The following is a 13,168-nucleotide window of genomic DNA, read 5'->3' on the forward strand; positions in this document are numbered from 1 at the left end:
GTTAACACTGAGCTAATTCTTTACTCCATAGTATCAAAAGCGAGACTTATGGTGTATGCCTCCGATATTGAATAATCCTAACCCCATACTCCTTATCTTCAGGCTTTTCATGATATCCAAGTTCTGTTGAATAAACCTCGACCCAGAGCTCCTCCGTTTGCCCTTGTAATTTGACTTTATATTGATAAGAATCTTGATCGAGTCCTACCATTTCAACTGTCATAGACTGATAGTCTGGTAAAGATTCAATTTCTGTTTTTATAGCCTGCGATAGATTGCCAAGTAGTTCTTTCTGTTCCATTTTTGAAGCAACAGGAAAAGAAGCCCTCGCTTTTTCCAAGGTATGCCATTTTGAAAATGTAAAATCTGCGCGGATAGTATAGCCTTCCCATCTCATATTTTCGTAATAGTAGAAAAGACGCCCTGTTTTATAAAAATACGGATCTTCTGCACGCCAAGTATCTCGATAGGCCATTTCCTCCTCTTCCACGACTTTGTCAGCTGCTATAAATGTATTTTCAAAAGATTCTACAGACATATAAAACGAAAGCGATTTGAACATGACTAGTTGCGTACTAGGGAATTCCATATTTTTAAAATTTTGGTAAGATTTTATAAATAAGACAAGCACTACTAGCGCAAGCAAACTACTGATTATTTTAAATTTCATATTTCTACTATACTAAAAAACTCGCGCATTTGTCCAAACAAAAGAGCCAGCCTCAAGCTGACTCTTTATTCTATGGTATCAAAAGCGAGACTTGGTTTGGCATTTAGATCCAAGCCTGCAAAATTTTCTTTGTTCCACTCGCTAACACTGGCATAGGCAATCATACCTGCATTGTCTCCGCAGAGACGCAGAGGCGGAATGATGACATTGATATCTGTGATTTCAGCTGCCAAACGTTCTCTAAGACCTTTATTGGCTGCCACACCACCAGCCACAACTAGGGTTTTAACAGGATATTTCTCTAAGGCTTTCTTGGTTTTTGCCATGAGAATATCCATGACTGCTGCTTGGAAAGAAGCAGATAAATCTTCCTTGGACAAACTTTCTCCCTTTTGCTCGGCATTGTGGTGGAGATTGATAAAGGCAGACTTCAAACCTGAGAATGAAAACTCCAGATTGTCTTCCTTGATCATGGCACGTGGGAAATCATACACATCCTGACCTTTATGGGCCAACTCGTCAATCTCACGACCTGCTGGATAGGTCAAGCCCATGACACGACCGACCTTATCATAGGCCTCACCAACTGCATCATCTCGGGTTTCGCCAACAATCTTGTAATCACCAGCCTCAGACACATAGACCAACTCTGTGTGTCCACCACTGACTAAAAGGGCTAACAAGGGGAATTCCAAAGGCTCGACACTTTGAGCTGCCATGAGATGACCAGCCATGTGATTCACAGGAATCAGAGGAAGTCCATGAGCCCAAGCAAAGGCCTTAGCAGCTGACAAGCCAACTAGCAAGGCTCCGACCAAGCCTGGTCCGCAAGTAACCGCAACAGCTGTCACATCCTCTTCACTAATTCCTGCTTCTGCTAGCGCCTCCTCGATACAGGCTGTAATGACTTCAACATGGTGGCGGCTAGCCACTTCTGGCACTACGCCACCAAAACGTTTATGACTCTCAATTTGACTAGCAATGACATTGGACAAGAGCTCGTCATCATTTTTCAAGACGGCGACACTGGTCTCATCACAGGATGTCTCAAATGCTAAAATATATCTATCCTTCATCTATTTCTCTCTTCATGATAATGGCGTCCTCAACTGGATCATGGTAGTAGGTCTTTCTCTCAGCGATGACTGCCATTTTTTCTTTCTTGTAAAATGCTTGCGCTCGGTGGTTGGACTTTCTAACTTCGAGGAAAATCTCCTTGTCTGTCGGCAGTGTCGCAAACAAGGTTGAGGCTATCCCCTGACCTTGATAGGCTTTTTTGACAGCGATTTGCAAGACTTCTGCTTCAAAAAGATTCTCCTGAATTGCTAGAAAACCTATCACTTCTGCCCCATCATAAGCTAGAGCATACCAAGTCTGGTTTTGGGACAGGTCTGCTTGGATTTGTTCCAACGTCCAAGGACTGACGGGATAAACATCCGTCATCACTTCGTAGATAGCTTGTGCCACATCAGGTTGCTGTTGGATTCGTTTGATTTCTATCATAGGCGTTTAATGTAAGACTCGCAAGACTCGCTATGATTCTTGAGCCAATTTTCCTCAGCTTCGACACGTTTGAGGTAATTCGGCACAAAATCGTGCAAGGAGTCTGCTTCCTTGTCCCAGGCCCAAAGAGCAAGATTCGCTGCGTTTGGTATGGTTTCTTGATAGTTAGCCTGTGGTAATTGTTCTTGAATCTGCTCGACAAAGGCACCCACTTCACCAACAAAGGTCACCTGGTCGGCATCCTTGACTTGCTCTAGGACTTCCGCAAAGGACAGATGCGCTTCTGGAAAGACAGGTTGAGCATGTTCATAAAACCCTGCGTATACATTGTTACGACGAGCATCCATCAAAGGAACAACCAAACCTTCCTGTTGATTCGGTACCAGAGCTAAAAGGCTCGACATACCTACCAACTCAATGTTTAGGGTATGAGCCAAGGTCTTGGCAGTTGCTACTGCGATTCGCAAACCTGTATAGCTACCAGGCCCCTCTGCCACGACGATTCGACCCAAATCCTTAGGTGTCCAATCCAAACTCGCCATCAAAAAATCAATGGCAGGCATGAGGGTAATACTGTGATTTTTCTTGATATCAATAGTCGTCTCGGCAAGAAGCTGCTTGTCCTCTAAAATGGCTAAAGACAGTGCCTTGCTGGACGTATCAAAAGCTAATACTTTCATAACACATTCCTATCTTTTTGTCTGTTTACTATTATACTACAAAAGCCGACACATGGGAATTTTCTTTGTTCCCAAACAAAAATGTCCTGCCAAACAGACAGGACAAGCACTTAAGTATTCAAGCCAAAGTAAAATACAAACCAGACCACATAGGTCACAAGAAGAAGGAAAAATGAATACAGAGTCACGAAGCCAATCTTCCATAGGAATTTGGCCTTCCGATGCTCTAGCAGAGTATACAAAACATTGCCACCGTAAACACAAGCAACAAATCCCGCAAAGGCCAGAAGACGAATGATAATAGCTAGTTGAAACATGTCCTGCCCTCCTTAAAAGGAAAAACCTCTTTTCTAACTTTATTATAGCACTTGATTCCAAAGTCTTCAAATACTTGTATCGGGCAAAATGAAACACATTTCAAGCTCCTTACTTTCATGTTTCCTGCTTTTACTAATTCCCCTTTTTATGTTATAATTGAGATAATTGTAACGAATCAAGGTCAATACAGGCAGAAAATGAAATAGAAACAAACAGCTTCAAGCTGGTAATTTTTTGAATACAGCTGACCTGAAAACAGAAAGGAAACACATGATTTACAAAGTTTTTTATCAAGAAACAAAAGACCGTAGCCCACGTCGTGAAACAACACGCTCACTTTACTTAGACATTGATGCCAGCTCAGAACTTGAGGGACGTATCATTGCCCGTGAACTTGTTGAAAAAAACCGTCCAGAATTCAACGTTGAATATATCGAGCTCTTGTCAGACAAATTGCTAGACTACGAAAAAGAAACTGGCGCATTCGAAATTACGGAGTTCTAATATGGCCTATACTCTTAAACCAGAAGAAGTGGGCGTTTTTGCCATTGGTGGTCTAGGAGAAATCGGTAAAAATACATACGGAATCGAATACCAAGACGAAATCATCATTGTTGATGCAGGGATTAAATTCCCCGAGGATGACTTGCTTGGTATCGACTACGTTATCCCTGATTACTCTTATATTGTCGAAAACATCGACCGCGTCAAGGCTCTCTTGATTACACACGGACACGAGGACCATATTGGTGGGATTCCTTTCTTGCTCAAGCAAGCAAATATACCTATCTATGCAGGTCCACTAGCTCTCGCTTTAATCCGTGGAAAACTCGAAGAACATGGCCTTTTGCGCAATGCTACACTTCACGAAATCAACCACAACACTGAGTTGACCTTTAAAAATCTTAAAGCAACTTTCTTTAGAACTACTCACTCTATCCCAGAGCCTTTGGGAATTGTTATCCACACACCTCAAGGAAAAATCGTCTGTACCGGTGACTTTAAGTTTGACTTTACACCAGTTGGTGAACCTGCAGACTTGCACCGTATGGCAGCCCTAGGTGAAGACGGAGTGCTTTGCTTACTCTCTGACTCGACAAATGCTGAAGTGCCAACCTTTACAAACTCTGAAAAGGTCGTTGGTCAGTCTATTATGAAGATTATCCAAGGTATCGAGGGACGTATCATCTTTGCATCCTTTGCCTCAAATATCTTCCGTCTCCAACAAGCAACTGATGCCGCTGTCAAAACAGGGCGTAAGATTGCTGTCTTTGGACGCTCTATGGAAAAGGCCATTGTCAACGGAATCGAGCTTGGCTACATCAAAGCGCCAAAAGGAACCTTCATCGAAGCAAATGAAATCAAAGATTACCCTGCAGGTGAGATTCTTATCCTCTGTACAGGTAGCCAGGGTGAACCTATGGCGGCTCTCTCTCGTATCGCTAACGGAACCCACCGTCAAGTGCAACTCCAACCTGGCGATACGGTTATCTTCTCATCTAGTCCAATCCCAGGAAACACCACTAGCGTTAACAAGCTGATTAACATCATTTCTGAAGCTGGTGTTGAAGTTATCCATGGTAAGATTAACAACATCCATACATCTGGACACGGTGGTCAGCAAGAACAAAAACTCATGCTCCGCCTCATCAAACCAAAATACTTCATGCCTGTTCACGGTGAATATCGCATGCAAAAAGTCCACGCTGGACTTGCCGTAGATACTGGAGTTGAAAAAGACAATATCTTTATCATGAGCAATGGTGATGTCCTTGCCCTTACTGCAAACTCTGCTCGTATCGCAGGTCACTTCAATGCTCAGGATATCTACGTCGATGGAAATCGGATCGGTGAAATCGGTGCAGCTGTGCTTAAAGATCGCCGAGACCTATCCGAAGATGGTGTCGTACTTGCTGTCGCAACGGTAGACTTTGAGTCTCAGATGATTATTTCTGGACCAGATATCCTTAGTCGTGGTTTCGTCTACATGCGCGAATCTGGCGACTTGATCCGTCAAAGTCAGCGTATCCTTTTCAATGCTATTCGTATCGCTTTGAAAAACAAGGATGCCAGCGTCCAATCTGTCAATGGTGCTATCGTAAACGCCATTCGACCATTCCTTTACGAAAACACTGAACGTGAACCAATCATCATTCCGATGATTCTCACACCAGATGAAGAATAAGAAAAAATTCTCTGAAATCCTATGACTTCAGAGAATTTTTATTATTTAACGACACTTTCGTAACGAGTTTTGCTGGTGAAAATCTCACCTGCCTTGAGAATCACTTGGTCTTTCAGATCACTGTGAATAGCATCTGGTAAAGCCTGTGCTTCAAGAGCAATTCCATTGTGCTGAATCATCGGCTGACCAGCGATGATGACACTCTCATCCACAAAGTTTGCTGTATAAACTACAAAGCAAGGAGCTTCTGTCTTAAAGAGTAAGAAGCGACCTGAGTTTTGGTCATAGAGGAAACCAGCATTGTCATGTCCTGCAGGCAGAGCAAATGGGTGGTCCAAACCAGATACGAGTTGGATTTGCTCATCTTCTTCTGCAAAGATATCTTTCAACAAGGCACCATTGTAGATATGTTTGACCACATCACGATTAGCATCTGGAGCTTTAGCTGGGACACCGTCAGGAGCGATTGGATAGATACCCTCAGTGTTCAATTGGAAGACATGGCGGTCAACCGTCTGAGTGAAATCGCCAGACAAGTTAAAGTAGCTATGGTTGGTCGGATTGACCAAGGTATCCTGATCCGTCGTCACCTTGTAGCTAACTTCGTAAGCACCAGTTTCTTCCAAGTGGTAGCTAATCCAAATTTTAAGGTTTCCAGGGAAACCTCCTGTACCGTCTGTTCTTTCTGTGTAAAGAGTCAAACCATGGTCGCTCACCTCGACTAGCTCAAACAAACTAGAATCCCAACCTGTTGAACCGCTGTGGTTACAGTTGCTAGCATTGTTGACTTCGAGTTCATAGGTTTTCCCATTCAATTCGAAAGTCGCACCTGCGATACGACCTGCAACTGGACCTACGCTCGCTCCATGTTTAGGACTATTACCTACATAGCTATCAAAATCATCAAAGCCTAGGATAACATTGGCAAAATTACCAGCCTTATCAGGAGTTACATAGCGTAGAATCGTTGCACCATAGGTCATGATTTCTAGTTGGTAGCCTGCTTCTGTTTCAAAGCGATAAGCGACAACATCCTTGCCATCAACTTTCCCAAATACACGTTCTGTGTATGCTTTCATCCTTTTCTCCTTATTATTTGAATTCGTGAATAATAACACCTTGAACGACGCGGTTTACTGTGCCTGTAGGTGATGGTGTATCTGGTCTATTTCCAACCTTAAGCGAAGTCAAGAGAGCAAATAATTGACCATAAACAATATAAGGGAATACACGGTAAACGTCATTCAAGACACCGCCACAGCCAAGTGCTACTTCCTTAACGTTTTCAAGACCAAAGGCTTGATCACTCAAGAGAACAACGCGACGAGCGATTTGGTCCCCTGCAACTTCACGAACCAAGTCTAAGTCATACTTACGAGTATAGTCTGTTGTAGTACCAAAAACTAAAACTACAGTATCTTCATTGATAAGAGATTTTGGACCGTGACGGAAGCCGACTGGACTTTCATACATTGTCGCAACCTGACCAGCAGTCAATTCCAAAATTTTCAGTTGTGCCTCATGAGCAAGTCCGAAGAATGGACCTGCACCTAAGTAAATCACTCGGTTAAAGTCTAGGTCAACTAACTCTTTCACATCTGCCACATTGTCAAGAACTTTATGAGCAAGACTAGAAAGCACTTCAAAACGTTCAGCTTTAACAGCAAATTCAGTTGGATCAAAGACCAAAAGTGCTGTCAACATCATTGAAGTAAAGCTTGATGTCATAGCAAATCCAGCATCGTTAGAAGCTGCCGGTTGCAAGAGCAAGAGGTTGCGGTCATCACCGTGAGCTTGAAGTGCTAATTTCCCTTCAGCCGCACAAGTGATCGTTACTTGATAAAGCTCATCAACTAAGGCCTTAGCCAGGTCAACCGTTGCTACACTCTCAGGTGAATTTCCACTACGTGCGAATGATACCAAAACAGTTGCCACGTCTTTTTTCAAATACGTTTGTGGGTTGGCAACGATATCTGTTGTCGCAATAGCATTGAAATTCCATTTACGTTCGTCATAGACTTCCTTGAAGTATGGAACTAAGGTGTCGCCTACATAAGCTGAAGTCCCAGCACCAGTCAGGATAACCTTAATGTAGTCATGTTTATCTGCAATTCCTTGCAAAAAGGCTGCAATTTCATCACGGCGTGCTTGGTAAGATTCAAAAGCTTCCTTCCAAACATCTGGTTGTTGGTAAATTTCGCGTGTGGTGATCTCTGCTCCCAACTCAAGCAAATCTTCTTTTGTATAATCTAGCATTGAAAACCTCTAATCTAATATTGTTTCATGATTGAAAACATGGGAATGGGAGTCGCTCCCATTCCCATGTATATTTTCTATAAGATAGTTTATTACATCTTATTCATCTTCATCGTCATCGAAGCTTGCCAATAAATCATTAACTTTCACAATGCTTTCTGAAGCACGACTCTTATAGTCCGCATCCATTCCAGTTAGGCTTGCATTGATAAACTCAATGACCATTGGAAGGTTCATTCCTGCATAAAGTTCAATGTCACTACCTTCCATAATCAAACGGCTCACCACGTTACATGGAGTTCCGCCAAGAAGATCCGCAAAGACTAGGAAATCATCCAATCCTTCAACAGCAGCTTCAAATTTAGCAGTAAATTCTTCTGGTCCATCTTCTGGAAGAAGAGCAACCGCATGAATGTTGTCTTGTGGTCCCATAATCATCTCTGTGCTACCTTTAAGTTCTTCACAGAAACGACCGTGGCTCACTAGAATTAATGATTTAGTCATAAATTATGCGCCCATTCCAAGTGCAAATTTACCAAGAGCAGAAAGAGCCAAGGCAAGCACGATAATGATACCGATAGCTTTTGTAGAGTTCATACCTTTCTTACCAAGCAACCAGAAGATGAAGGCAGTGAAGATTGCTGGAAGCAAACGTGGGAAGATTGAGTTCAAGATATCTTGGAAGTCAATCATCTTTTCACCGATTGGCAATTTGTAAGAAATTTCAAAGTTAATCATTGTTGCTACAAGAGCACCCATCATGAATACACCAAGTACAGATGCAGCTTCAATCAAAGCTGTCAAAGTACTTTGCATGTTGTTGATAAGGTTAACCCCTTCTTTGTATGCAAATTCCAACTGTTTCCAACGGAAGATGTCATAAGCTACTGCAACTGCGATCCAAAGGAAGATACCCCAAGGTTGGCCAGCGATAGCCATTGTTGCAGCGATAGATCCCATGATAGCAGGTACAAGTGAACCAAAGATTGTATCTCCAAGAGGAGCGAATGGTCCCATCAAACCTGTCTTGATACCGTTAACCGCATCTTTTGAGCCAACGCCATCTTTTTCTTCCATGGCAAGGTCAAAACCAGCGATGATTGTGTGGAAGAATGGTGAAGTGTTGAAGAATTGAGTATGAACTTTCATCATTTCTTTCAACTCAGGAGTTCCATCTCCATACATTTTACGCAATTGTGGCAAGATCATGTAAAGGTAACCTGATGCTTGCATACGTTCGTAGTTCCATCCCAATTGGAAAGTGAACAAGCTACGTTTGTTAATTTGATTAAAATCTTCTTTTGTTAATTTGTAATTAGAATTCGTCATCTTCAATTTCCCCACTTTCTGATGGTGTAGAAGGTGCTGCTACAGCAACTTTTTGGCTGTTCTTGAAGTGAACAACTGCAAGGAAGATACCTACGATAGAGATACCGATCATAGACAAACCTTTGAAGTTGTTGGCAAAGCCAATTTTTTCAGCAACGTCAGCAGGAAGAGTGCCAATGAGACCAGCAACTGCTCCACCAAGACCTGTTACGTATGAGTAAAGTACAGTCAACATAGCTGTCAAACCGAATCCCATAGCAAGGTAGTGAAGGTTACGTTTAACTGGAAGGTAACGAAGCAAGATAGCGAATCCAAGACCTGGAAGCATACGACCTGCAAGAGTCAAACCGTCTGCAACCCATTGGTATTCTTTAACAAGGTTTACAACACCTTGTACGAATTCTCCACCGAAAGCAAGGGCGAAGAATACTGGAAGGGCACGAGAAAGAGCCCAAGGAACTGCACCAAGAAGATAGTTACGTTCGATTCCTTTGTAGTCAAAGCGTTCGATCGCAGCATCAATACGGTGAGCGAAGAATGTTGTAGTCATACGACCAAGTACGTCGAAGTAAGTCAAAAGTGCCGCTACTGGTACAGCGATTGTAGTGATCGCAAGGTCTGTTTCGATTCCTTGTGAAACTGAGAAAGCAGTCGCAAGAACCGCACCAGAAGTTGCGTCGATACGAGAAGCACCACCGAAGGTACCTACCCCAAGTACGAATAACTGCAAGCTACCACCGATAAACAAACCAGTTGTCAAATCTCCCATGACTAAACCAGTAATGAAACCAGCGAATACAGGGGAACCTGCAGAAGAAACGATCGTCAACTCATCACAGATTTGATAAGCTGAGTACAAAGTGAGAAGTAAAATTTGCCACCATTGTATCATAACAATGACCTCCTAAAAATTTTTTCCTATTTTAATAAGCTCAAAAAGTCTGAAACTGGATCATTTGGAACCATTTGAGCAGTAAGTTTAACACCTTTTTCCGCCAATTTGTGGAAATCTTCTACGTCTTTATCAACAACGTTAATAGAACGTGTGATCGCACGTGTTTCTGGTGTTTGAGACATGTTGCCGACATTGACAGTTTCAAGTGGCACACCTGCTTCTACCAAACCGAGGAAACGGTCAGGTTTGCGTGCTACAATCAAAAGACGTTGGCTATCGTATTTACCAGCAAGAATATTGGCTGCTGCTTTATCAACTGGCAAAATACTAAGTTTTACACCTGGTGGTGTTGCGAGTTTCAAGCCGCTTTTTTCAACGTCGTTGTTCACAACATCATTGTCAACGACCATAATACGTGAAACATTAAGTTTAGCAGACCAAAGGTTTGCGACTTGTCCGTGAATTAAGCGCCCATCGATACGGCATCCTACAATTGTCATAAGTTTTCCCCCTTTATAAGTTTTAGTGTAGGTTTACAAGTTAAATGTATGTGTTCCTTATATTCCCCTTCTGTTTCAAAGATAATGATGCGGTTGGCACCTTCTTTGAGATAGCTATGTGGAATATAAAGAGATAAGGTTGGACCGACATTCCAGAAGCGACCTAGATGATGTCCATTGATATAAGCAATCCCTTTACCAAACTCAGATAAGTCTAAGTAGGTATCCTTTGGCACCTCAACTTCAAAGTCATAAGCGTAAAAGGCAGGTTGTCCTTCTGTCCATCCCTTAGAGAAATCAATATTCTCTGGGTTATCAAGAGGAAGTGGATATTGCTTCCAGTTGAGCAAGAAATGCAGATCTTTACAAACACCTGTGCGAATTCCTTTTCGCTGTGTATCTGCTAAGAATTTGTGACCGTAGTTGACACGCCCCATATTTTCAATAAGTATATCAATATTGGATAGCGTTTTCTTTTTACCTTGATAAAAGATATCTTCACCGATTTCTGTTTGGTACTGTGTTGCCACTCGTTTACCATCGATAAAGAGCTGAGCTCTATCTCGTCCGTCAATAATTCGAATGCGTTCTTCATCTGCATCCCAACTTGCTTCCGTACGATAGAGTAGGTAGCCGTAACCTTGTCCTAGCTCTTCCATTTTCTTAGGGTAGAGACTTTCGATAGGATTTGTCAGGCTATCCAAGGTTTCGAAAAGAGAAACTTTCTCGACCAGTAGAATGTTTTCAACTTCCATACTCTCTTTGTAAAGCGGGTCAGATTGCGGATACTCAGGATAGTAAGTCGCCATCATTTCTTTCACTGCGAAATATTTAGCAGTTGGGTTTCCAGCTTCATCAAGAAGAGCGTCATAATCATAAGATGTTACTTGTGGTAAATCAATGGTTCCTCGAGCTGAACAACCATTCATAAAACCAAAGTTCGTTCCACCGTGGAACATGTAAAGGTTAATAGAGCCTTGCTCTAAAACCTCGTGGACAGCTTCTGCTAATTCCTCAGGTTCACGCTTGATGATCGGTTCTTTCCATCGATTAAACCAGCCATCCCAGAATTCCATACACATGAGTGGCCATTTCTTGCCGTGCTCATCAAAGAATTCTTGCATCTGTGAGAAATTATAAGCAGCCTTGGAACCAAAGTTCCCTGTCACAAAGAGATCATCCTCAATTAAGGTTCCAGCCTTAAGAGTTGCTCGCCATGGTCCATCTGATGTGAAAAGCGGACAAGTAACTGCTCGTTCTTCCATCAAACGTCGAATTTCCCTCAAGTAGGTCTTGTCCTCGCCATAGGATCCGTACTCATTTTCGACTTGCATCATGAGAATGTTCCCACCGTTTTCCAATAATCTCGGAACTAGACGTGGAAGCAACTGATCATAGTAGCGACCAACCATGTCAATGAAAGCTGGGTCAGATGACCGAATTCTCATATCCTTGGTCAAGAGCCATGCTGGTAAACCACCGAATTCCCATTCTGCACAGATAAATGGAGAAGGACGTACAATTGCATATAAGCCCAAATCTTGTGCAGTTTGAAGAAATCTCTCTAAATCAAGATTGCCTTCAAAGTTAAAGTTACCTTCAGCAGGTTCATGCATGTTCCAAGCAACATAAGTCTCAACCGTATTGAAACCTAGTGCCTTGAGGTTATACAATGAATGATGCCAATCTTCCGCAGGAACTCTAAAATAGTGAATGGCGCCAGACAAAATCTTGAATGGTTTCCCATCCAGATAGAAATCATCTTTAATTTCAAATCTTGCCATTCTTCCTCCCCTAAAAGCGAAAAGTTTGCGCTTTCATGTATTGTTATATCAACTATAAACTAATCGGGGATTAATGTCAATACTTTTTGAAATTTTCTTTAAAAACTTTCTGTCTTTTACTAAATTTTTTCTAAAAAATATCAAAATGCCATAAAATCAACGTTCTAAATAGAAAGCAAAAATAGGAATTAAAACTCAAATTATTTATATGTATCCTAATTTCTTATTCCGATATTTTAAATTTTTTCATTGCTTTTCTACTCTTTTTTTCGATTTTATGTTAAAATCATAGGTGGAGAAGGAAAAAATGAGGTGTAATTATGGCAATTCCAAAGTATCAGTATATTAAAGATGAATTGAAAAACAAGATTATTTCTGGTCAATTTGCTAGTGGAGATAAATTCTACACTGAAGCAGAATTGATTTCCATGTATGATGTTAGCTCAATCACAGTGGTTCGTGCCTTGAATGATCTTGCTAAAGACGGATACATTGTTCGTCAACAAGGTAAAGGAACATTCGTGGCTCGTGCCCGCAAGCATAAACTCGTTGAATTTTCTGATGTAGAAATCTTCGAGACCAAAGACGATAAGGTAACTGTTCTTTCTATCGAACGCGGGAACGATCTTAAATATCTAGAAAAGCTCGGCTTACGTGGCGATCAATTCTACTACAAGATTGAACGTGTTCGTGAAACAAATGGCATCACCTATATCTATCACAGTTCATACATTCCTGAACAGTACATCAATGCCAACTATCCAAATCTTGAATACTATAGTTCTATCTATAATCGTTTCAAAGTGGACTACCACATTCACATGAATGATGAGCATTTTGAAGAAATTAATGAAATTGTATTTCCAACTCCAGAACATGCCGCTTCTGTATTAGGAATCGACACTCATTTCCCAACTGTTTTCCAAACTAAGACAACTAAGCTTGAAGCAACTGGTCAAGTTTTGGAATATATCGAGACATATAAACGATCTGATTTCTACAAAATCAAATTCATTTCTTGTGATCGTGACCACTAATCTTTAAAAAT

At 41.6% G+C, this 13,168-nt stretch carries 15 protein-coding genes; 3 read left to right on the forward strand and 12 right to left on the reverse strand.

Going from position 1 to position 13,168, the window contains the following annotated elements; all coding sequences use genetic code 11:
• Nucleotides 1-46 precede the first annotated feature (46 nt).
• From ACLNCS_RS06700 to ACLNCS_RS06720, 5 genes are all read right to left on the reverse strand, one after another.
• The gene (locus tag ACLNCS_RS06700) at nt 47-670 is read right to left on the reverse strand and encodes a hypothetical protein (RefSeq protein WP_424847921.1); all 624 of its coding nucleotides are present in this window, start codon (nt 668-670) and stop codon (nt 47-49) included.
• A 65-nt stretch (nt 671-735) separates the two neighbouring features.
• Entirely contained in the window at nt 736-1,746 is a 1,011-nt protein-coding gene (gene tsaD / locus ACLNCS_RS06705) for a tRNA (adenosine(37)-N6)-threonylcarbamoyltransferase complex transferase subunit TsaD (RefSeq protein ID WP_424847923.1), read from the reverse strand.
• Nucleotides 1,736-2,173 (reverse strand): ribosomal protein S18-alanine N-acetyltransferase, encoded by a 438-nt coding sequence (gene rimI, locus ACLNCS_RS06710; protein ID WP_424847925.1) that lies wholly within the window; start codon nt 2,171-2,173, stop codon nt 1,736-1,738. Before rimI ends, tsaD begins: the two co-directional genes overlap by 11 nt.
• Nucleotides 2,170-2,853, reverse strand: coding sequence for a tRNA (adenosine(37)-N6)-threonylcarbamoyltransferase complex dimerization subunit type 1 TsaB (gene tsaB, locus ACLNCS_RS06715; protein WP_424847927.1), 684 nt, complete (start codon nt 2,851-2,853; stop codon nt 2,170-2,172). Before tsaB ends, rimI begins: the two co-directional genes overlap by 4 nt.
• Before the next feature lie 110 nt (nt 2,854-2,963).
• Nucleotides 2,964-3,170, reverse strand: a complete 207-nt coding sequence (locus tag ACLNCS_RS06720; protein ID WP_424847929.1) for a hypothetical protein — start codon at nt 3,168-3,170, stop codon at nt 2,964-2,966.
• 271 nt (nt 3,171-3,441) lie between these two features.
• Between ACLNCS_RS06720 and ACLNCS_RS06725 the strand changes: the two genes are divergently transcribed.
• Both ACLNCS_RS06725 and rnjA read left to right on the forward strand, forming a co-directional pair.
• A complete protein-coding gene (locus tag ACLNCS_RS06725) occupies nt 3,442-3,675 on the forward strand; it encodes a DNA-dependent RNA polymerase subunit epsilon (RefSeq protein ID WP_006149161.1) in 234 nt (77 codons plus the stop codon).
• A gap of 1 nt (nt 3,676) precedes the next feature.
• Nucleotides 3,677-5,356: a ribonuclease J1 gene (rnjA, locus tag ACLNCS_RS06730; RefSeq protein ID WP_254724644.1), complete on the forward strand. Its 1,680-nt coding sequence runs from the start codon at nt 3,677-3,679 to the stop codon at nt 5,354-5,356.
• A 41-nt stretch (nt 5,357-5,397) separates the two neighbouring features.
• On the opposite strand, the gene ACLNCS_RS06735 is transcribed toward rnjA, so the two are convergent.
• From ACLNCS_RS06735 to ACLNCS_RS06765, 7 genes are all read right to left on the reverse strand, one after another.
• The gene (locus tag ACLNCS_RS06735) at nt 5,398-6,435 is read right to left on the reverse strand and encodes an aldose epimerase family protein (RefSeq protein WP_424847931.1); all 1,038 of its coding nucleotides are present in this window, start codon (nt 6,433-6,435) and stop codon (nt 5,398-5,400) included.
• 13 nt (nt 6,436-6,448) lie between these two features.
• Complete coding sequence (locus ACLNCS_RS06740; protein ID WP_424847933.1) at nt 6,449-7,612, reverse strand: SIS domain-containing protein; 1,164 nt, start codon at nt 7,610-7,612, stop codon at nt 6,449-6,451.
• Between the two features lie 99 nt (nt 7,613-7,711).
• The gene (locus ACLNCS_RS06745) at nt 7,712-8,116 is read right to left on the reverse strand and encodes a PTS sugar transporter subunit IIA (protein WP_424847935.1); all 405 of its coding nucleotides are present in this window, start codon (nt 8,114-8,116) and stop codon (nt 7,712-7,714) included.
• Between the two features lie 3 nt (nt 8,117-8,119).
• Nucleotides 8,120-8,941, reverse strand: a complete 822-nt coding sequence (locus ACLNCS_RS06750; protein ID WP_049496691.1) for a PTS system mannose/fructose/sorbose family transporter subunit IID — start codon at nt 8,939-8,941, stop codon at nt 8,120-8,122.
• A complete protein-coding gene (locus tag ACLNCS_RS06755; RefSeq protein WP_006149155.1) occupies nt 8,928-9,833 on the reverse strand; it encodes a PTS mannose/fructose/sorbose/N-acetylgalactosamine transporter subunit IIC in 906 nt (301 codons plus the stop codon). Before ACLNCS_RS06755 ends, ACLNCS_RS06750 begins: the two co-directional genes overlap by 14 nt.
• A gap of 26 nt (nt 9,834-9,859) precedes the next feature.
• Complete coding sequence (locus ACLNCS_RS06760; RefSeq protein ID WP_004250394.1) at nt 9,860-10,336, reverse strand: PTS sugar transporter subunit IIB; 477 nt, start codon at nt 10,334-10,336, stop codon at nt 9,860-9,862.
• A complete protein-coding gene (locus tag ACLNCS_RS06765) occupies nt 10,333-12,120 on the reverse strand; it encodes a glycoside hydrolase family 35 protein (RefSeq protein ID WP_424847938.1) in 1,788 nt (595 codons plus the stop codon). The genes ACLNCS_RS06760 and ACLNCS_RS06765 overlap by 4 nt, the downstream gene beginning before the upstream one ends.
• A gap of 320 nt (nt 12,121-12,440) precedes the next feature.
• Here ACLNCS_RS06765 and ACLNCS_RS06770 point away from each other — a divergent pair, with 320 nt between their 5' ends.
• The gene (locus tag ACLNCS_RS06770; RefSeq protein WP_074324926.1) at nt 12,441-13,157 is read left to right on the forward strand and encodes a GntR family transcriptional regulator; all 717 of its coding nucleotides are present in this window, start codon (nt 12,441-12,443) and stop codon (nt 13,155-13,157) included.
• The last annotated feature ends 11 nt before the right edge of the window (nt 13,158-13,168 follow it).

It is taken from the genome of Streptococcus sp. CL9.43 (genome assembly GCF_049737935.1).
In the GTDB taxonomy this organism is placed as follows: Bacteria; Bacillota; Bacilli; order Lactobacillales; family Streptococcaceae; genus Streptococcus; species Streptococcus infantis_I.

Excerpts from the sequence above, each read along its gene's own strand:
- ACLNCS_RS06700 (WP_424847921.1), bottom strand. The coding sequence starts at position 670 with ATGAAATTTAAAATAATCAGTAGTTTGCTTGCGCTAGTAGTGCTTGTC.
- tsaD (WP_424847923.1), bottom strand. The coding sequence starts at position 1,746 with ATGAAGGATAGATATATTTTAGCATTTGAGACATCCTGTGATGAGACC.
- rimI (WP_424847925.1), bottom strand. The coding sequence starts at position 2,173 with ATGATAGAAATCAAACGAATCCAACAGCAACCTGATGTGGCACAAGCT.
- tsaB (WP_424847927.1), bottom strand. The coding sequence starts at position 2,853 with ATGAAAGTATTAGCTTTTGATACGTCCAGCAAGGCACTGTCTTTAGCC.
- ACLNCS_RS06720 (WP_424847929.1), bottom strand. The coding sequence starts at position 3,170 with ATGTTTCAACTAGCTATTATCATTCGTCTTCTGGCCTTTGCGGGATTT.
- ACLNCS_RS06725 (WP_006149161.1), top strand. The coding sequence starts at position 3,442 with ATGATTTACAAAGTTTTTTATCAAGAAACAAAAGACCGTAGCCCACGT.
- rnjA (WP_254724644.1), top strand. The coding sequence starts at position 3,677 with ATGGCCTATACTCTTAAACCAGAAGAAGTGGGCGTTTTTGCCATTGGT.
- ACLNCS_RS06735 (WP_424847931.1), bottom strand. The coding sequence starts at position 6,435 with ATGAAAGCATACACAGAACGTGTATTTGGGAAAGTTGATGGCAAGGAT.
- ACLNCS_RS06740 (WP_424847933.1), bottom strand. The coding sequence starts at position 7,612 with ATGCTAGATTATACAAAAGAAGATTTGCTTGAGTTGGGAGCAGAGATC.
- ACLNCS_RS06745 (WP_424847935.1), bottom strand. The coding sequence starts at position 8,116 with ATGACTAAATCATTAATTCTAGTGAGCCACGGTCGTTTCTGTGAAGAA.
- ACLNCS_RS06750 (WP_049496691.1), bottom strand. The coding sequence starts at position 8,941 with ATGACGAATTCTAATTACAAATTAACAAAAGAAGATTTTAATCAAATT.
- ACLNCS_RS06755 (WP_006149155.1), bottom strand. The coding sequence starts at position 9,833 with ATGATACAATGGTGGCAAATTTTACTTCTCACTTTGTACTCAGCTTAT.
- ACLNCS_RS06760 (WP_004250394.1), bottom strand. The coding sequence starts at position 10,336 with ATGACAATTGTAGGATGCCGTATCGATGGGCGCTTAATTCACGGACAA.
- ACLNCS_RS06765 (WP_424847938.1), bottom strand. The coding sequence starts at position 12,120 with ATGGCAAGATTTGAAATTAAAGATGATTTCTATCTGGATGGGAAACCA.
- ACLNCS_RS06770 (WP_074324926.1), top strand. The coding sequence starts at position 12,441 with ATGGCAATTCCAAAGTATCAGTATATTAAAGATGAATTGAAAAACAAG.